The organism is Massilia sp. Root335 (assembly GCF_001425685.1).
GTDB classification, from domain to species: domain Bacteria; phylum Pseudomonadota; class Gammaproteobacteria; order Burkholderiales; family Burkholderiaceae_D; genus Telluria; species Telluria luteola.
The window spans coordinates 98,279-115,155 of the sequence record NZ_LMCY01000011.1; the positions used below are offsets into that span (position 1 = coordinate 98,279).

At 65.7% G+C, this 16,877-nt stretch carries 15 protein-coding genes; 8 read left to right on the forward strand and 7 right to left on the reverse strand.

Features of this window, described 5'->3' with window-relative positions; all coding sequences use genetic code 11:
- Positions 1 to 4: 4 nt before the first annotated feature.
- Positions 5 to 1,774, reverse strand: a complete 1,770-nt coding sequence (gcl, locus tag ASC93_RS08430; RefSeq protein ID WP_056440024.1) for a glyoxylate carboligase — start codon at positions 1,772 to 1,774, stop codon at positions 5 to 7.
- A gap of 123 nt (positions 1,775 to 1,897) precedes the next feature.
- Here gcl and ASC93_RS08435 point away from each other — a divergent pair, with 123 nt between their 5' ends.
- On the forward strand, positions 1,898 to 2,818 hold the full coding sequence (locus ASC93_RS08435) for a LysR family transcriptional regulator (RefSeq protein WP_056440026.1): 921 nt from the start codon (positions 1,898 to 1,900) through the stop codon (positions 2,816 to 2,818).
- A 6-nt stretch (positions 2,819 to 2,824) separates the two neighbouring features.
- Here ASC93_RS08435 and ASC93_RS08440 read toward each other — a convergent pair whose 3' ends face one another.
- From ASC93_RS08440 to ASC93_RS08455, 4 genes are all read right to left on the reverse strand, one after another.
- Positions 2,825 to 4,870: a diguanylate cyclase gene (locus tag ASC93_RS08440; RefSeq protein WP_082547863.1), complete on the reverse strand. Its 2,046-nt coding sequence runs from the start codon at positions 4,868 to 4,870 to the stop codon at positions 2,825 to 2,827.
- Between the two features lie 93 nt (positions 4,871 to 4,963).
- Positions 4,964 to 5,731 (reverse strand): type I methionyl aminopeptidase, encoded by a 768-nt coding sequence (gene map / locus ASC93_RS08445; protein WP_056440030.1) that lies wholly within the window; start codon positions 5,729 to 5,731, stop codon positions 4,964 to 4,966.
- Complete coding sequence (locus ASC93_RS08450; RefSeq protein WP_056440032.1) at positions 5,728 to 5,937, reverse strand: ParD-like family protein; 210 nt, start codon at positions 5,935 to 5,937, stop codon at positions 5,728 to 5,730. The genes map and ASC93_RS08450 overlap by 4 nt, the downstream gene beginning before the upstream one ends.
- Positions 5,938 to 6,134: 197 nt before the next feature.
- Positions 6,135 to 6,788: a TetR/AcrR family transcriptional regulator gene (locus ASC93_RS08455; protein ID WP_056440034.1), complete on the reverse strand. Its 654-nt coding sequence runs from the start codon at positions 6,786 to 6,788 to the stop codon at positions 6,135 to 6,137.
- A 120-nt stretch (positions 6,789 to 6,908) separates the two neighbouring features.
- On the opposite strand from ASC93_RS08455, the gene ASC93_RS08460 reads away from it, so the two are divergent.
- Together ASC93_RS08460 and ASC93_RS08465 are read left to right on the forward strand one after the other, a co-directional pair.
- Complete coding sequence (locus ASC93_RS08460) at positions 6,909 to 7,802, forward strand: NAD(P)/FAD-dependent oxidoreductase (RefSeq protein WP_056440037.1); 894 nt, start codon at positions 6,909 to 6,911, stop codon at positions 7,800 to 7,802.
- A gap of 586 nt (positions 7,803 to 8,388) precedes the next feature.
- Positions 8,389 to 10,122, forward strand: coding sequence for a serine hydrolase (locus ASC93_RS08465; RefSeq protein WP_082547864.1), 1,734 nt, complete (start codon positions 8,389 to 8,391; stop codon positions 10,120 to 10,122).
- 168 nt (positions 10,123 to 10,290) lie between these two features.
- Here the strand turns inward: ASC93_RS08465 and ASC93_RS08470 are convergent, their stop codons facing one another.
- The gene (locus ASC93_RS08470) at positions 10,291 to 11,220 is read right to left on the reverse strand and encodes a LysR family transcriptional regulator (RefSeq protein ID WP_056440041.1); all 930 of its coding nucleotides are present in this window, start codon (positions 11,218 to 11,220) and stop codon (positions 10,291 to 10,293) included.
- A 106-nt stretch (positions 11,221 to 11,326) separates the two neighbouring features.
- Between ASC93_RS08470 and ASC93_RS08475 the strand changes: the two genes are divergently transcribed.
- Positions 11,327 to 11,764 (forward strand): hypothetical protein, encoded by a 438-nt coding sequence (locus tag ASC93_RS08475; protein WP_056440043.1) that lies wholly within the window; start codon positions 11,327 to 11,329, stop codon positions 11,762 to 11,764.
- A gap of 121 nt (positions 11,765 to 11,885) precedes the next feature.
- Positions 11,886 to 13,193, forward strand: a complete 1,308-nt coding sequence (locus ASC93_RS08480) for an NAD(P)/FAD-dependent oxidoreductase (protein WP_056440045.1) — start codon at positions 11,886 to 11,888, stop codon at positions 13,191 to 13,193.
- Between the two features lie 223 nt (positions 13,194 to 13,416).
- On the opposite strand, the gene ASC93_RS08485 is transcribed toward ASC93_RS08480, so the two are convergent.
- Positions 13,417 to 14,157 (reverse strand): SDR family NAD(P)-dependent oxidoreductase, encoded by a 741-nt coding sequence (locus ASC93_RS08485; RefSeq protein WP_056440047.1) that lies wholly within the window; start codon positions 14,155 to 14,157, stop codon positions 13,417 to 13,419.
- A gap of 111 nt (positions 14,158 to 14,268) precedes the next feature.
- On the opposite strand from ASC93_RS08485, the gene ASC93_RS08490 reads away from it, so the two are divergent.
- The 3 genes from ASC93_RS08490 (at position 14,269) to ASC93_RS08495 (ending at position 16,862) form a co-directional block, all read left to right on the forward strand.
- A complete protein-coding gene (locus ASC93_RS08490) occupies positions 14,269 to 15,150 on the forward strand; it encodes a LysR substrate-binding domain-containing protein (RefSeq protein ID WP_056440050.1) in 882 nt (293 codons plus the stop codon).
- A gap of 189 nt (positions 15,151 to 15,339) precedes the next feature.
- A complete protein-coding gene (locus tag ASC93_RS32495; protein ID WP_267874934.1) occupies positions 15,340 to 15,462 on the forward strand; it encodes a hypothetical protein in 123 nt (40 codons plus the stop codon).
- 5 nt (positions 15,463 to 15,467) lie between these two features.
- Positions 15,468 to 16,862 carry an MFS transporter gene (locus ASC93_RS08495; RefSeq protein ID WP_082547865.1) on the forward strand — a complete coding sequence of 465 codons (1,395 nt, stop codon included), beginning with the start codon at positions 15,468 to 15,470 and terminating at the stop codon, positions 16,860 to 16,862.
- Positions 16,863 to 16,877: the final 15 nt, after the last annotated feature.

Below are 16,877 nucleotides of genomic sequence, written 5' to 3' on the forward strand. Positions count from 1 at the left end.
GCGTTCAGGCGCGGATGGCGGTCGGTGCGTCGCCCGGTTGTTCGGCCAGCGCCTCGAACTCGTTGACGGCGTCGATCTCCGTGCCCATCGAGATGTTGGTCACGCGCTCCAGGATGATCTCGACGATCACCGGCACGCGGTGCCGGGCCATCAGGGCCTTCGCTTCGGCGAACGCCGGCTGGATGTCGTCGACGTTGCGCACCCGGATCGCCTTGCAGCCGAGGCCTTCGGCGACCGCCACGTGGTCGACGCCGTAGGCACCGAGGTCCGGCGCGTTGATGTTCTCGAACGCCAGCTGGACGCAGTAATCCATGTCGAAGCCGCGCTGCGACTGGCGGATCAGGCCGAGGTACGCGTTGTTCACGACGACGTGCAGGTACGGCAGCTTGAATTGCGCGCCGACGGCCAGTTCCTCGATCATGAACTGGAAGTCGTAGTCGCCCGAGATCGCGACGACGTCGGTCTTGGCGCCCGAAGCGACGACGCCCAGCGCGGCGGGCACGGTCCAGCCCAGCGGGCCGGCCTGGCCGCAGTTGATCCAGTTGCGCGGCTTGTACACGTGCAGGAACTGCGCGGCGGCGATCTGCGACAGGCCGATCGTGCTGACGTACGTCGTGTCCTTGCCGAACGCGCGGTTCATTTCTTCGTACACGCGCTGCGGCTTGATCGGCGCGTTCTCGAAGTGCGTCTTGCGCAGCATGGTGCGCTTGCGTTCCTGGCATTGCGCGGCCCAGGCGCTGCGGTCCGGCAGGCCGCCGATGGATTTCATGCCGCGGGCGACGTCGATCATCAGGTCCAGCGCGGCGCCGGCGTCGGAGACGATGCCGTAGTCCGGGCCGAACACGCGGCCGATCTGCGTGGGTTCGATGTCGATGTGGACGAACTTGCGGCCCTTCTTGTACACGTCGACGGAGCCGGTGTGGCGGTTCGCCCAGCGGTTGCCGATGCCGATGACGAAGTCGGATTCCAGCATCGTCGCGTTGCCGTAGCGGTGCGACGTCTGCAGGCCGACCATGCCGGCCATCAGCGGGTGGTCGTCGGGAATCGCGCCCCAGCCCATCAGGGTCGGGATCACGGGCACGCCGACGATCTCGGCGAATTCCTGCAGGCGGGCCGCGGCATCCGCGTTGTACACGCCGCCGCCGCAGACGATCAGCGGACGCTCGGCCGCGTTCAGCATGGCCAGGGCCTTCTCGGCCTGGGCGCGGGTCGCCGCGGGCTTGTAGACCGGCAGCGGCTCATAGGTCTCGATGTCGAATTCGATCTCGGCCACCTGCACGTCGAACGGCAGGTCGATCAGCACCGGGCCGGGGCGGCCGGAACGCATGATGTGGAAAGCTTGCTGGAACACGCGCGGGACGAGGTCCGGCTCGCGCACGGTGACGGCCCACTTGGTGACCGGCTTGGCGATCGACTCGATGTCGACGGCCTGGAAGTCTTCCTTGTACAGGCGGGCACGCGGTGCCTGGCCCGTGATGCATAGGATAGGTATCGAATCGGCCAGGGCGGAGTACAGGCCCGTGATCATGTCGGTGCCGGCCGGACCCGAGGTGCCGATGCAGACGCCGATGTTGCCGGCCTTGGCGCGGGTGTAGCCCTCGGCCATGTGCGAGGCGCCTTCCACGTGGCGGGCGAGCACGTGCTCGAAGCCGCCGTTTTTCTTCATTGCCGAGTAAAACGGGTTGATCGCGGCGCCGGGCACGCCGAACACCGTGCTCACACCTTCCTTGCGCAGCACTTCCGCTGCGGCGTCGATCGCTCTCATTCGGGCCATGTTCTCCTCCGTTTCATTGGTTGGTTTTGACTGACGACCCAGCATATCGATTACCCAGCACAAGATGAATTGCTGCTATTATCGGCACTGTCGATACTTTAAGTATTGAATGAGAAAGACAGCATGGATCGCTACACCGAAATACGGAGTTTTGTCCTCATCACGGAAAAAGGGAGTTTCGCCGGCGCGGCCCTCGCGGAAGGCGTGACGCCCGTCGTCATGGGCCGGCGCCTGGACGCCCTCGAACAGCGCCTCGGCGTGCGCCTCATGCACCGCTCGACACGCGGCCTCACGCTCACGGCGCTGGGCGAACAGTTCATCGAACCATGCCGCCAGCTGCTGCGCGATTTCGACATCACGGAAAACAGCATCAGCGCGGGCCGCAGCACGGTGCGCGGCCACCTCGTCGTGTCGGCCCCGGCGGCGTTCGGGCGCAAGCATGTGGCGCCGCAGGCACCGCCTTTTCGCGCCATCCACACGGAACTCAAGATGTCGTTCAACTTCACGGACAGCGTCGTCGACCTGGTGCGGGAAGGCTACGACATGGCGATCCGCATCGGCGAAGTCACGGACCCGAACTACGTCGCGATCCCGCTGTTCCCGAACCGGCGCGTGGTCTGCGGCACGCCCGACTACTTCGAGCGCAACGGCGTGCCGCGCACGCCGGAAGACCTCGCGCAGCACAACTGCCTGGCCTTCAACCTGCAGGGCGGCCAGCAGCGCGGCTGGACGTTCCGGCGCGACGGCAGGCTGTTCGCCGTGCGCGTGGACGGCGACCTCGCCTGCAACGACGGCGAGCTGCTGTTCGACTGGGTCAAGCAGGGACTGGGCATCGGCTGGCGCTCCACGTGGGAGATCCAGGCCGAGCTGAAACGGGGCGAACTGGTGACGGTGCTGGACGAGTACGCGGTCGGCAATTACCCGATCCAGGCCGTGTTCCCGCAGCAGCGCTACCTGCCGGCGAAGATCCGGCATTTCATCGATCACCTCAAGGCGGTGTACAACACGCCCGGGTATTGGGAACGGCAGCTCGGCGTGGGATGACGATGGTCAGGCGGCCGCCCGGGCCGGCACGGCGGCCGGTCCCCTGACGGTCAGCAGCGCGAGGTGGCCATCGGCGGCCGAGCGCTTCAGGTCCGCATCGGCCGCGGCGATCACGTGCGGCGCCAGCACGCCGGCGTCGAGGATGCCGACCGCCTGGTTGCGGCCGCCCGTCTTGGCTGCGTACAGGCACAGGTCGGCCAGGTGCACCAGTTGTTCCCAGTCCGGATCGTGGGCGTCCGGATGCAGGGCTTTCGGGCAGAAGCCGATCGAGATCGTCGCCGTGAGTTCGCGGTCGTCGAGCGCGATCGGCGTGCCGCCCACGGCCGCCAGAACGCGGGCGCAGACCTGGCGCGCCTCCTCCGTGCCGATGCCGGGCAGGTAGGCCAGGAATTCCTCGCCGCCCCAGCGGATCAGCACATCCTGTTCGCGCAAGGTGGCGGCCAGCCGCGCCGCGACGTTCTTCAGCACGACGTCGCCCGCGCCATGGCCCAGCGTGTCGTTGATCGACTTGAAGCGGTCGATGTCCATCAGCAGGAACACGCCGCCCGTGCGGCCCTCGCCACCGGCGCGCCGGTCCGATGCGGCGCCGGCCTGGCGGTGATGGCGCGGCACGACCTGCTCGTAAAAATAGTGGCGGTTGAAGAGCCCCGTCAGCGAATCGCGCGTGCTCTGCATGAACAGCTGCTCGTTCTTCTGCTTCAGCGCCTTGTTGGCCTTGGCCACGCGCCCGTACAGGAAGGCGATCAGGACGACGGCGACGCACGTCGTGGCGCTGAGGGCCACCCACAGGCTGCGCTGGCGCCGCGCGCCCTTCAATTCCGCGGCTTTCAATACGCTCTCGTGGTGGAGCGCGGCGAGCTCCGACTGCTTCTTCTGGTTGTCGCGCGCGCGCTGCAGCGCCTCGTACGACAGCTCCTTTTCCTTGCGCCACGCGGCGAGGGACACGGAACCGGCCTTCTCGTAGATCGTCAGGGCCGCCTCGCCGAAGCCGACCTGGCCCAGCGCATGGCCGTAATTGAGCAGCATGCGGACGTACTGGTCGTCGTTCTTCAGGGCCTCGAGCGCCTTGTCCGCCATGGCCCTGCCTTCGGCGATGTTGCGGAAATAGATCTGCGTGAGCCCGAGTTCGAACGTGGCGAGGCGGATGCCGTAGTCGTCGCCGACCGCGCGCGAGATGCGCAGCGCCTTCGTGGCCGCCCGCTCCGCTTCGCCGTAGCGCCGGCCCTGCATGTAGAGTTCGGAGAGGTTCGCCAGCGGCACCGCGAGCCGCTCCTGCGCATCGAGCTTCTCGAGCAGGTCGACCGCGGCCCGCAGCGCGCTTTCCGCCCGCTTCGGATTGCCCGCGCGCGCGGCCGTCGCGTACTCGGCCAGGCGCGCGTGCGCGAGCTGGCCGGGAATGCCGCGCGCGCGCGCGGCGGCGATCATCTCGTCGGTGCGCGCCAGCGCCTCGGTGAATTTGCCGACGCCGGCCAGCAGGCGCGCCTGTTCGCGCAACGCCATCTGCAACGCGTCCGGATCGTTGCCGGCCCGGGCGACGTCCACCGCGCGGGTCACGAGTTCGATGCCGCCGGGCGTGTCGCCATCCTCTTCGGCCAGCATGCCCTGCGTGACGAGCGCCTCGGTTTTCAGATAGGGGTCGGCCGTGTCGTCCGCGAGCCGCGCGGCGCCCTGGACCAGGCGGCGGGCCGCTTCCTGGTCGTGCACATACTTGGACAGCGCATACGCATGGTGCAGCATCGCCTGGGCCAGCAGGTCGTCGTCATGCAGTTCGCGGCCGAGGCGTTCCGCGCCGAGGGCGGCGTCGACGGCCCGGTTCATGTCCTTGAGCCACCAATAGGCGCCGCTCGTCACGACCAGCACCTGGCCCAGTTCGCGGCCCGTGTGGCCCTGCCTCAGGACGTCGAGCCGGCGCAGCGCCGCCCGCGGCGTGACGTAGGCCTCTTCCCGGATCGCGGTCAGTTCGCGGGTGAAGTCCGCATGCGGATCGCCGGGCTGGGCCACGGCCGCCTGGCAGACGAGCAGCAGGCCCAACAATAACCGGCGTACAACCATGCTTCCTCCAAACGTAGCCCCAAATAGTAACACCGGGAAACGTCAGATTCCACAAATCAAGTTGTGACGTATTAATTGACCCACGGAAACGTATTAGTTCGGCATCTTTTCGCCGGCCCGCAAGGTCAGCACGCGCACGCCGCTGCCCGTGACGGCCACCGTGTGCTCGAACTGCGCCGACAACGCCCCGTCGCACGTCACCACCGTCCAGCCGTCGTCCTCGGTGCGCACGGCGTTCCGGCCCGCGTTGAGCATCGGCTCGATGGTGAACACCATCCCTTCGCGCAGCATGAGGCCCGTGCGCGGACGGCCCCAGTGCAGCACCTGCGGCGGTTCGTGCATCTCGCGCCCGATCCCGTGCCCGCAGTATTCGCGCACGACGGCATACCCGTGGCGCCGCGCATGCCGTTCGATCGCATGCCCCACGTCGCCCAGCCGCGCGCCGGGACGGACCGCGCGGATGCCCTTCCACATCGCCTCGTACGTCACCTGCACGAGCCGCCGTGCCTCCGCCGCCACGTCGCCCACGAGATAGGTCTTGCTGGAGTCGGCGATGTAGCCGTCTTTTTCGAGCGTGATGTCGAAATTGACGATGTCGCCGCTGCGCAGGACCTCCGCCGCCGACGGCACGCCGTGGCACACGACGTCGTTGCGCGACGTGTTCATGGCGTAGGCGAAGCCGTACTGCCCCTTGCTGGCGGGGCGCGCGTCCAGCGTGTGCACGATGAAGTCGTCGACCACGTCGTTCACCTGCATGGTCGTCATGCCGATCAGGTCCAGGCGGTCGAGGTGGCCGAACACCTCCGCCAGCAGCTTGCCCGCTGCCGCCATCAGCGCGATTTCTTCCGGCCGCTTCGTCATGACGCCACCTTGATGGCTTGCGGGACGACGCCCGCCGCCCGCAGTTCGCGCGCCATGATCTCGTTGAAGCTCTGGGTCGGATGCAGTTCGCACAGCATGCCGATGCGGACCCAGAACGCGGCCTGCGCGTTGATGGATCGGCACGATACGGTGCTCGCCTTGCGAATCTGGTCGTGCAGCTCGTCTTCGATGTTAACGATGCCCATCATATACTCCATATATAGAACGTATACGGATTATATATCAGCTAACTCATCAGGCAAAATTTATCGTGAACTTGCTGCCGCAACCTCTCATCAAGGATTGAACGCGTCGAGCAAATCTGCGCCGTTCCTGGCAACGAAGCGACGCCAGAAATGCTTGGCAAGCTTCCACAGGATCTCGATCCGATCGAATAAAGCGATCACATCGTCGCGTGTCGTCGGTCGTTGCCACCGTGCGCGCCGATGAACATGGCGACGGCCGACCGGCAATAGGATTCGATTTCGTTGTTGTCCTCTGCTCTCGCTTCATCGAAACGTGCGATAGCCAGGAGATCGGATCCTTTGAAAAGCGCGGCAAACAATCGGGCGGACCCGAGAGGATCGGGCACGTTCAGAACGGCCTTCGCGTGCAACTGACGCAACAGGGTCTCGATTTGCGCAATGACATGCGCGGGTCCGGCTTCGTAATGGAGCCTGCTTAACGACTTTTGATTCGTCTTGTCGGCCATGATCATGGCTTCGACACCGCTGACGTCCGGGCTCAATAGCGTGCGAAGCAGGGATGATCCCACCGCCATGAGCTGCTCTTCGGCCGAACCATCGACGCCTTCAAAGAGGGCCTGTGGCGCAAACTGATGGCAGCGGGCCGCGATGGCCGCGCTGAACAGCGCTTCTTTATTCTCAAAGTGCCGATAGATGCTTAGCTTGGATATCTTCGCCCGCTGGGCGACCTTGTCCATTGTCGTGGCTTGAAAACCCAATTCCACAAAGAGTTCGCATGCGGCGTCGACTATCGTTTGGCCCAGCGCGTCATTGGCGGGCCGGCCGCGCCGGCCCTGGTTGTTTTCGGTCACGATAATTCCAGTACTTGACAGTATTCAAATTCAGGTATTACGATACCACGTAGTATTTGAAATGTGCAAGCCAATGCACCAGGCCCAGCCCCATCCATCCACGACACGGAGTTCATTACCATGAATGACGTCATCATCATCGGCGGCAGCTTTGCCGGCCTCGCCGCCGCGCTGCAGCTCGGCCGTGCCCGCCGCAAGGTCACCGTTCTCGATACCGGCCTGCCGCGCAATCGCTTCGCCGGCCACTCGCATGGCCTGCTCGGCCACGATCACAAGCCACCGCTGGACATCCTGGCCCAGGCGCGGCAGCAGTTGGCGCGTTATCCCACGATCAGCCTGGTCAACGCCCGGGCCGACAGTGTCTCCGGCGCCATCGACGATTTCTCCGTCCTCACCGGCGATGGCGAAAGCCTTCGGGCGCGCCGCCTGATCCTGAGTTATGGCGTCGCCGACCAGATGCCTGATGTTCCCGGCTTTGCCGAATGCTGGGGTACGTCCATCGTCCCCTGCCCCTATTGCGACGGCTTTGAAGTCGCCGGCCAGCATTGGGGCCTCGTCTGGTCCGGCCCGCAGTCGCACCAGTCGGTCAAGCTGTTCCACGATTGGACTGACAAGTTGACTGTCTTCGCCGATGGTCATGACATTCCGCCCGATATCCAGGCCGATCTGGCGCACCGCAACATCCCTGTGGTCGATGGCCGGATCGTCGAGATCGCCCATCACAAGGGCCATATCACAACCGTCGATCTCGATACAGGCCGCAAAATCGCGGTCGACATCCTGTTCGCCCATCCGCGCAACAAGCCGTCCGCAAGGCTGCATGAATCACTGGGCCTCGCCACGATGGATACGCCCGTCGGCATCGCCCTCAAAGTCGACGAGCGCCGCCAAACCAGCATGCCGGGCATCTACGCCGCCGGCGACCTCGCCACGCCCTTCTTGCCGTCGGTCACCCAGGCATCATCGCAGGGCGCGATGGCGGGTATCTTCGCCCAGCAATCGATGCTGGTTTGAGAGGACAGATGCCGTCCCGGGGAGCGACCGATCAGGCCTTTCCGGATGCGGCGACCGCACAGGTTCGCGAAGCCGTCGCCGGTCGAAAGGATGGGCGGGTGTTCCGATCGAGAATGTGGCCGAGCCTCATATGCTGATCAAAGAGGCGAGGAAGAGAAGGATGTCGAAAGAACCAGTGAACAGCTTCGCCGGAAAATGGTCTCTGATCACCGTACGCCTAACAAAACCCTCTAGTTGCTCAGTAGACAACAGCCGGCTACACTGATCTGTGCAGACCGTCCGCTACCGGCGCAAGAAGCGGACCCACTTGCTGCATCACTGCGCTCCCCAATTGGCAAACATGCACTAATTCGGTCTCAAATGGCTTCACTAGACCATGGAAAAAGTCGTCGCCGGAGCATGGCCCGGATTAACTGATGAAGGTTCCGAACGTGGCGCCGTCCGCCCCCCTGATGCGGCACCCGGAGTGCCATTTGAAGGAACTCATATCTACCATTGCATGGAAAAAATAATTTCCTTATAAATTACATATTTCTTCAATAACTCTGCCATACTGCTACCATCGAGCTACCGAAAGGACATCACGATGAAGCATATCGCCCTGCTTGCGGCCATGATGGCCGTCCTGGCGCCGTCAGCCATGGCTGGTGCAGCGCCTGCGACGAGCGCCCAACCGGGTGAAGCGCCGGAGCGAGCGGTTGACTCGCTGTTCGCAGCCTGGAATCGGCCAGGCATGCCGGGCGCGGTGGTCGAGGTGATCCGTGAGGGCAAGGTCGTGCTGAGCAAGGGCTACGGGTACGCCGATCTGGAGCACAACGTACCGATGACGCCAGCCGCGAGCTTCACCATCGGTTCGAATTCCAAACAGTTCACCGCGTTGTCGATCTACCTGCTGGCGCAAGACGGCAAGCTGGCGCTGGACGATGACGTCCGGAAGTACTTGCCGGAAGTGCCGGATTTCGGGAAGACCATCACGATCCGCCAATTGCTGCACCATACCAGCGGCCTGCGCGACTACTTCGACCTGATGTTCTTGAAGGGAGCGCGCATCGACGAGGTCGTTACGCAGGAAGACGTGTTCGCTCTAGTGAAACGTCAGCGCGCGCTGAACTTCGCGCCCGGCCAGCAATTTTTATACTCCAACACGGGCTATCTGCTGCTGGGGCAGATCGTCCAGCGTGTGTCTGGAATGCCGCTGGCCGAGTTCGCACGAATGCGCATCTTCGAACCACTCGGGATGAAGCACACGCAATTCCTGAATGGCTACGGCACGCTCGTGCCGCAGCGTGTTCGTTCCTATCTGCCGTCCGGAGCTGGAGGCTACGACTATGTGGCCGTCTGCGAGGCGGCCGATGGCGCAGGCGGGGCCGTCACGACAGCCGGCGATCTGGCACGATGGGACAGGAATTTTTATGACGGCCGGGTCGGCGGCATGGACCTGCTCGCGCAAATGCAAGTGCCCGGCACACTCGGCAACGGCCATCCCAACAACTACGCGTCCGGTCTGCTGATCGATTCCTACCGGGGCCGGCGCATCGTCGAGCATGGCGGCGACATCAGCGGCTTTCACACCCAGCTGACACGCTTTCCCGACCAGCATTTCTCCGTCGTGGTGCTGGCCAACTCGCCCGACCTCGACAAAGACGAGCTGGTGCGCAAAGTCGCCGACATCTACCTGGACCACGAAGTGCCTGCAGCGCCTGCCGCACCGATGTCGCCAGACAAAATGTTCAGGGAAGTCGCATTCGACCCGGCAGGTCTGGATGCGCTGGTCGGCTATTACGCGCTGTCGCCGCAAGCAGGCGTCCAAGGCGTCCATTTCACAAAAGAAGATGGCCATCTGTGGGCACAAGGAACGGGCCAGCCCCGGATTCCTGTATTCCCTTATGGTCAACGCAGTTTCTTTGCGAAGGCGATCAATGCCCAGTTCACCTTCGATGCACCGGGCAAGGATGGCATCGTCGCAGGCGGTGTCCTCCACCAGGGCGGACATGATATTCCCGCGCCGCGGGTGGCGCGTCAAACTCCGCCGGCGGAAACGCTGGCCAGGTTCGAGGGCGAGTTTTACAGCGATGAACTGCACGTGCTGTACACGGTCGCGTTAGGAAAGGACGGCTTGACTCTGACTTACCCGCGCGGCACGGCTCCCCTCGATGCCAAGGGCAAGGACGAATTCGGCGCCAGTTTCCGCTTCGGGGGCGTCAACCTCGACTATCAATGCAGCCCAACGTCCGGCTGCACGGGGTTCTCACTCAGCACCGACAGGGCATGGAGCCTGCAATTCACCCGCGTCGACCTGGCGCCGGCGAAGCCTCGTTGATTCCACCTTCGCAGGATGACGGGAACCGGGGCGAAGATGCGGTTGAGTGACAACCTGGTGTCGCCGCGCGCTGCCGAAAGACCGCGACGGCCGATCGCCCTTCGCGATACGGCGTGGAGTCGCGCGAAAGGCTCGGCCGATGGCGTTCGGTCGTCGAGCGCACGTTGGTCATCTCCAGGCGATACTTTCCAGCTCGTCCGAAATGACCTGCTGCCCATGCTCCACCATGAACTCGTGGAACGACGCGGCCACGGTCGGAATCGCGCGCGCCGCCTTGTGCATCACGTGCCACTCGCCCTGCACGACGACGCCCGGCACCGGCAGCACGCTCAATAGCTGGTTGCGCACCTCCAGCGTGCAGGCGTGCACCGACAGGAAGGCGACGCCCAGGCCCGCCGCCGTCATCTGCTTGATCGCCTCGTTGCTCGACAACTCCGACCCGATCGCGAGCGCCACGCCCTCTTCCTCGTAACGGCGTTCGATCGCCGCGCGCGTGCCCGATCCGCGCTCGCGCACGAGGAGGTTGTGGGCGGCGATGTCGGCCAGGGTCACCGCCTCCATGGCCAGCAGCGGATGGCCGGGCGCGACGAAGAAGGCCATCGGGTGGCGCGCGAAGCGGCTGGCGCTGGTCGGGAATTCGCGCGGCGGCGTGCCCATGATGGCCAGGTCGATCTCGTCGCGACTGAGCATGCCGATCACCTCCGGGCGCGAGCCCACCTGCAGCTTGATGCGCACGTGCGGCCGTCCGGTCGTGAAGCGCACGAGCATCGGCGGCAGCAGGTGCTCCGCCGTCATCACGGCGCCGATGCGCAGCGTGCCGGACGTCACGCCCTTCAGCGCCGCGATCTCGTCGCCCGCCTCTTCCCACAGGCCGAGGATGCGCTCCGCGTAACTCACCAGCAGCTCGCCCGCCGCCGTCATCTGGATGTTGCGGCCCTGGCGGCGCGTGAGCGGCACACCGGCCGCCTCCTCCAGCAGCTTGAGGTGCAGCGACACCGCGGGCTGCGTCACGTGCATCGCCTCGGCGGCGCGCGAGACGCTCTGGTGGCGCGCCACGAGCATCACGGCCTGCAGCTGTTTGAAGCTGGCTGGATACATAAGTGATTCCTTATCGGATTTTAAAAATTATTTATTTTTATTTTATCCGTCCCAGCCGTATAGTAAAGATAATTCAAGCGACAACGGCCCACAAAAGGAGATCATCATGACGGCACAAGCGTTCATCTTCGACTTATCCGCATTCCCGAGCACACGAGCGGCCGAGACCGCGGCGAATGTGCCGGCTGCGGACGCCGTGCGCCTGCTGGACCAGGCGATCGAGAACGGCCTGCCATGCGCCCTGATCTCCGAACTGCCGCACGAACAGGCCGGCGAACAGCTGCGCCGCCGCTTCGGCGACACCGCCCACCACATCTTTTCCGTCGTGCTGACCGGCGCCGACTTCGGCGCGCGCGGCCACAAGGCGCCGTACTCCGTCGTACTGGGCCAGCTGGGCGTGCCGCCCGACAGCGCGCTGGCCGTGACGACCTCGCCGCGCGCCATCGCCGCGGCCCGCACCGCGCACATCGGCGTACAGACACCGAAAGCGGTCGTCATGCGCAAGGACGTGCGCAAGGTAAGCATGCCCACCACGACACACTGAGCAGTCTTCCCGGCATCCGCGGGCGCTGCTCCCGGCGGATGCGCGAACGCAGCGAAGCCGGGAGTCCCGCTCGGCCGGGTCGCCCTCGCCCACATCGATTCGAAAAAGAAGGGAGCACACCATGCAGTCCATCGTCATCGTCGGAGGCGGCGTCGCCGGCCTCGAACTCGCCACCCGGCTCGGACGCCGCCTGGGCAGCAGCCACAAGGATCGCGTGATCCTCATCGACAGCGCACCCATGCACTTCTGGAAACCCCTGCTGCACGCCGTCGCCGCCGGCACCATCGATCCGGCCGACCACATGATCGACTACGCGCGCCAGGCCATCGACAACCACTTCACGTTCGTGTGCGGCGAAGTCGTCGACGTCGACCGCGCCCGCCGCACGCTCACGGTGCGCAGCCGCACGTACGACATGAGCGACGCGCCGGACGCGCACACCGTCATCGCCTACGACCGCGTGGTGCTGGCCTACGGCTCCGTGACGAATTTCTTCGGCATCCCCGGCGCGCAGGAACACTGCCTGGCGCTCGACAGCGTGAAGGGCGCCGAAGCCTTCCGCCAGCGCTTCCTCGGCCTGTGCGCCCAGGCGGGACGGCGCCGCAATGCCCGCACGGACGCCGGCGCGCCGCTGCTCGACATCGTCATCGTGGGCGCCGGCCCGACCGGCATCGAACTGGCGGCCGACCTGCGCCACACGGTCGACACGCTCGCCCATTACGGCCTCGCCGGGCTGGAATCGCCGCACCAGGTACACATCCGCATCGTCGAACGCGGCCCGCAGGTGCTGCCGTCGCTGGATGCGGAAGCGTCCGGGCTGGCCGTGCGCAAGCTGGGCGCGATGGGCATCGAGATCTGCACCGGCACGGCGATCGCCGAGGTGCGCGCGGACGAAGTCGAAACGACGGACGGCCGCGTGTTCCCCGCCGAGATCACCGTGTGGGCGGCCGGCGTGAAAGGCCCGCAATTCAGCACGGGCCTCAACGTGGCGCTGAACCGCAACGACCAGGTCGTGGTCGACGCGCGCTTACGCAGCGTGACCGACCCGGACATCCACGCGATGGGCGATTGCTGCACGCTGCTCAATCCGGACAAGACGGCGATGGCGCCGCCCAGCGCCCAGGCGGCGCGCCAGCAGGCCGTCTATCTCGCGAAGCTGCTGGCGCACAAGGCGCCGGACACGCTGCCGGGCTTCCAGTACCGCGACTACGGCACGCTCGTGTCGCTGGGGCGGGCGGGCGCGGTCGGCATCCTGCGCCGCGCGATCGGCAACCGCCACCTGCACGTCAAGGGCCCGTTCGCGCTGGCGATGTACGGCCTCACGTACCAGCGCCACGTGATGGGCCACCTCGGGCCGGTGCGGATGTGCGGCAACCTGCTGGCGCGCTGGTTCCGCTCGAAGATGCTGATGCCGGTGCGCTGGCACTGAGGGCGTATTCCGGCGAGCCGACGCGGACGGTGACGTGACCCGGACGGCAACGCGACCGGACGGCGACGCGACGCGAACGTCCGCGTGGGCAAGGGTTGCCCACCCTACGGCGGCGTGCGCGACGGTAGGGTGGGCGGCCTCCGCCCACCAGGCGTATGCGTCCTTCGAACGCAATCGTGGGCACGGGGTGCCCACCCTACGGGGCAGGCGACGGCGTGTGGTGCTACAGGCGCGCCAGCCGCGCGCCGTCGACCCGCAGCGAGGTGCCGTCGACGAAGCGGGCTTCGTCCGCGAGCAGGAAGGCGATGGCCGCGGCCAGGTCTTCCGCGGCGCCGACGTCGGCCTTGTCGATCACTTCGACGCCGGCCTTCACGTTCGGGTTATCCCACAGCATGGGCGTGTCGACGGCGCCGGGCAGCACGGCGTTCACGCGGATGCCCTTGGCCTTGCCCTCCAGCGCCGCCGACCGCGTGAGCGACAGCAGCGCCGCCTTCGCGGCCGCATACGGCGCGACGAGCGGCTCGGTCTCGACCGCATGCACGCTCGACACGTTGACGATGGCCCCGCCCCGGCGCATGCGCAGGAAGGCCTGCTTGGTGAAGAAGAAGGCGCCGAGCAGGTCGACGTCGAGGATGGCGCGCCAGTCCTGTTCCGTCTGCTGCTCGATGGGCTTGAACGACATCGTGCCCGCATTGTTGACGGCCAGGTCCCAGCCGCCGAAGCGCTTGATCGTGGCGTCCACCGTGGCGATCACCTGGTCTTCGCGCGCCACGTCGCAGGCGATGGTCGCGATGCGCGCGGCATCCGCTTCCCGCGCCAGTCCGGCGGCGGCGGCGTCGACGGTGTCCTGGTGGTGGCCGGCCAGCATCACGCTGGCGCCCTCGCCCAGCAGGCGGCGCGCCGTGGCCAGGCCGATGCCGCCGGCGGCGCCGGTGACGATGGCGATGCGCTGGTCGAATCTCATGGGGTCTCCTTCGCATTAGGCTCGAGCCCAACGATAGCACGGTGCCCGCGGCCCCGGCGCATGGGTCATAATCGCGCTCGTCGCCACCCGATCGTCACAGGAAAAACCATCATGTTCGAGATCAGCCAGCTCCGCTGCTTCGTGGCCGTCGCCGAGGAATTGCATTTCAGCCGCGCGGCGGAGCGCCTGAACATGACGCAGCCGCCGCTGAGCCGGCAGATCCGCCTGCTCGAACACCACGTCGGCGCCCGCCTGCTGGAACGCAACAGCCGCACCGTCAGGCTGACCGCGGCCGGCAAGGCGTTCTTTCCGGAGGCGGCGCGCATCCTGCGCATCGCCGAGGAAGCCACGTTCACCGCGCGCCGCGCCGCCAAGGGCGAGCAAGGGACGCTGGCCATCGGCTTCACGTCGGCCTCGGGCTACAGCCTGCTGCCGGAAGTCGTGCGGCGGCTGCGCGAGCGCGCGCCGGGCGTCTCGCTCAACCTCAAGGAACTCGTCAGCACCGCGCAGGTGGAGGCGCTCAACTCGGGCGAACTGGACCTGGGGCTGATGCGGCCCCACACGATCAACGGCGAACTCGAAAGCCGGCCGCTGCTGACCGAACCGCTGATGCTCGCGGTCCATGCGGACGATGCCGACCGCTGGCCCCTGGCGCCCACGCTCGCCGACCTGCACGGCCGGCCGTTCGTGATGTACTCCCCGTACGAAGCGCGCCCGTTCTACCAGATGCTGAGCGAACGCTTCGCCCGCGCCGGCGTCGTGCCCGACGTCGTCGAGCACATCGGGCAGGTGCACACGATGCTGGCGCTGGTCCGGGCCGGCGTCGGCGCCGCCCTCATCGCGGCCGGCGCCGCCAACCTGAAATTCGACGGGATCGTCATGCGCGAGATGGCGACGGAGCCCGTCGAGATGATCTGCACGTTCCGGCGCGACAACGAGAATCCCGTCCTGCGGCTGTTCCTGCGCGAGGTCCTGCCGACCTTCCATCGCTGATTGATTCAATTCCTGAATGTTACGCATCACAGTTTGGCTTGTTCGTGAATCGATCAAGACATATGATCATTTGCAGAACACAAGCCACCCGGACCATCGATCCGGGTAGCATCAGGAGACACTCTCACTGCGGTCGGCCGGCCAGGTAACAGCATGTCTCTCTTCTTTAACGCAACAATGGAAGAGATTATGAACAAAACAGCAGCCCTCCTCGCCGCGCTCGCCGCCGGCGCCGGCTACACGGTGGCCAACAATACCGAATCCGGCACCGGCAGCACCGGCTACGACCTCGGCATCCGCCACACGTCCTGACCTCCATGACCAACGATAACCGACAACCGGAGACTACCGTGGAACAATCCCGATCCGTCAATGCCGCGGCAGCGGCCAAGGTCCAGACCAGGACGCGCTGGATGATCCTCGCGATGCTGTTCGCGATCACGACCATCAACTACGCCGACCGCGCGACGATCTCGATCGCGGCACCCGGCATCAAGAAGGAACTCGGCCTGGACGCGGTCCAGATGGGCTTCGTGTTTTCCGCGTTCGCCTGGTCCTACGTCATCGCCCAGCTGCCCGGCGGCTGGCTGCTGGACCGCTTCGGCTCCAAGATCACCTACTTCTGCAGCATCTTCCTGTGGTCCGTCTTCACCATGCTGACCGGGACGGTGGGATTCGTGGCGGGCGGCGCCGCGGTTGCCACGCTGTTCACGCTGCGCCTGCTCGTCGGGGCGGCGGAAGCGCCTTCGTTCCCGGGCAACAGCCGCATCGCGTCGGCGTGGTTCCCCACGCACGAACGGGGCCTGGCCGCCGCCGTGTTCAATTCGGCGCAATACTTCGCCACCGTGCTGTTCGCGCCGATCATGGGCTGGCTCGTGCACAGCTACGGCTGGCACAGCGTGTTCTACGTGATGGGCGGCCTGGGCATCGTGATGGCCTTCGTCTGGCTCAAGACCATCTACGGTCCCAAGGACCACCCGTCGGTCAGCGCCGGCGAACTGAAATACATCCAGGACGGCGGCGCGCTCGTCGACCTGGACAGCGGCAGCCGCACGGCCCAGCCGAGCCAGGTGGACACGTTCGCCTGCATCAAGGAATTGCTGGGCAACCGCATGCTGCTGGGCGTGTACATCGGCCAGTACTGCATCACGACGCTGACCTATTTCTTCCTGACCTGGTTCCCCGTCTACCTCGTGCAGGAACGCCACATGACGATCCTGAAGGCCGGCTTCGTCGCGTCGCTGCCCGCCATCGCCGGCTTCCTCGGCGGCATCACCGGCGGCTGGATCTCGGACCGCCTGAGCCGCGCCGGCTATTCGCTGTCGGTGTCGCGCAAGGTGCCGATCGTGCTGGGCATGCTGATGTCGATGACCATGATCGCGTGTAACTACATCGAAGCGGATACGCTCGTCGTCGCCGCCATGTCGCTCGCGTTCTTCGGCAAGGGCGTCGGCGCGCTGGGCTGGGCCGTCGTGTCGGACACGTCGTCGAAGGAAGCGGGCGGCCTGTCCGGCGCCCTGTTCAATACCTTCGGCAACACGGCCGGCATCACGACGCCCATCGTCATCGGCTACATCGTCCAGAACACCGGCTCGTTCGCCGGCGCCCTGCTCTTCGTCGGCGCCAACGCGGCGCTGGCCATCGTGTGCTACCTGTTCATCGTCGGCGACATCAAGCGCGTCAAGCTCGTGAAGTCGCTCGTGAACCAGTAGACTCTTCCATTCATC

Bases quoted from the DNA above. Each gene is read 5' to 3' on its own strand.
- gcl (WP_056440024.1), bottom strand. From the start codon at position 1,774: ATGGCCCGAATGAGAGCGATCGACGCCGCAGCGGAAGTGCTGCGCAAG.
- ASC93_RS08435 (WP_056440026.1), top strand. From the start codon at position 1,898: ATGGATCGCTACACCGAAATACGGAGTTTTGTCCTCATCACGGAAAAA.
- ASC93_RS08440 (WP_082547863.1), bottom strand. From the start codon at position 4,870: ATGGTTGTACGCCGGTTATTGTTGGGCCTGCTGCTCGTCTGCCAGGCG.
- map (WP_056440030.1), bottom strand. From the start codon at position 5,731: ATGACGAAGCGGCCGGAAGAAATCGCGCTGATGGCGGCAGCGGGCAAG.
- ASC93_RS08450 (WP_056440032.1), bottom strand. From the start codon at position 5,937: ATGGGCATCGTTAACATCGAAGACGAGCTGCACGACCAGATTCGCAAG.
- ASC93_RS08460 (WP_056440037.1), top strand. From the start codon at position 6,909: ATGAATGACGTCATCATCATCGGCGGCAGCTTTGCCGGCCTCGCCGCC.
- ASC93_RS08465 (WP_082547864.1), top strand. From the start codon at position 8,389: ATGAAGCATATCGCCCTGCTTGCGGCCATGATGGCCGTCCTGGCGCCG.
- ASC93_RS08470 (WP_056440041.1), bottom strand. From the start codon at position 11,220: ATGTATCCAGCCAGCTTCAAACAGCTGCAGGCCGTGATGCTCGTGGCG.
- ASC93_RS08475 (WP_056440043.1), top strand. From the start codon at position 11,327: ATGACGGCACAAGCGTTCATCTTCGACTTATCCGCATTCCCGAGCACA.
- ASC93_RS08480 (WP_056440045.1), top strand. From the start codon at position 11,886: ATGCAGTCCATCGTCATCGTCGGAGGCGGCGTCGCCGGCCTCGAACTC.
- ASC93_RS08485 (WP_056440047.1), bottom strand. From the start codon at position 14,157: ATGAGATTCGACCAGCGCATCGCCATCGTCACCGGCGCCGCCGGCGGC.
- ASC93_RS08490 (WP_056440050.1), top strand. From the start codon at position 14,269: ATGTTCGAGATCAGCCAGCTCCGCTGCTTCGTGGCCGTCGCCGAGGAA.
- ASC93_RS32495 (WP_267874934.1), top strand. From the start codon at position 15,340: ATGAACAAAACAGCAGCCCTCCTCGCCGCGCTCGCCGCCGGCGCCGGC.
- ASC93_RS08495 (WP_082547865.1), top strand. From the start codon at position 15,468: ATGACCAACGATAACCGACAACCGGAGACTACCGTGGAACAATCCCGA.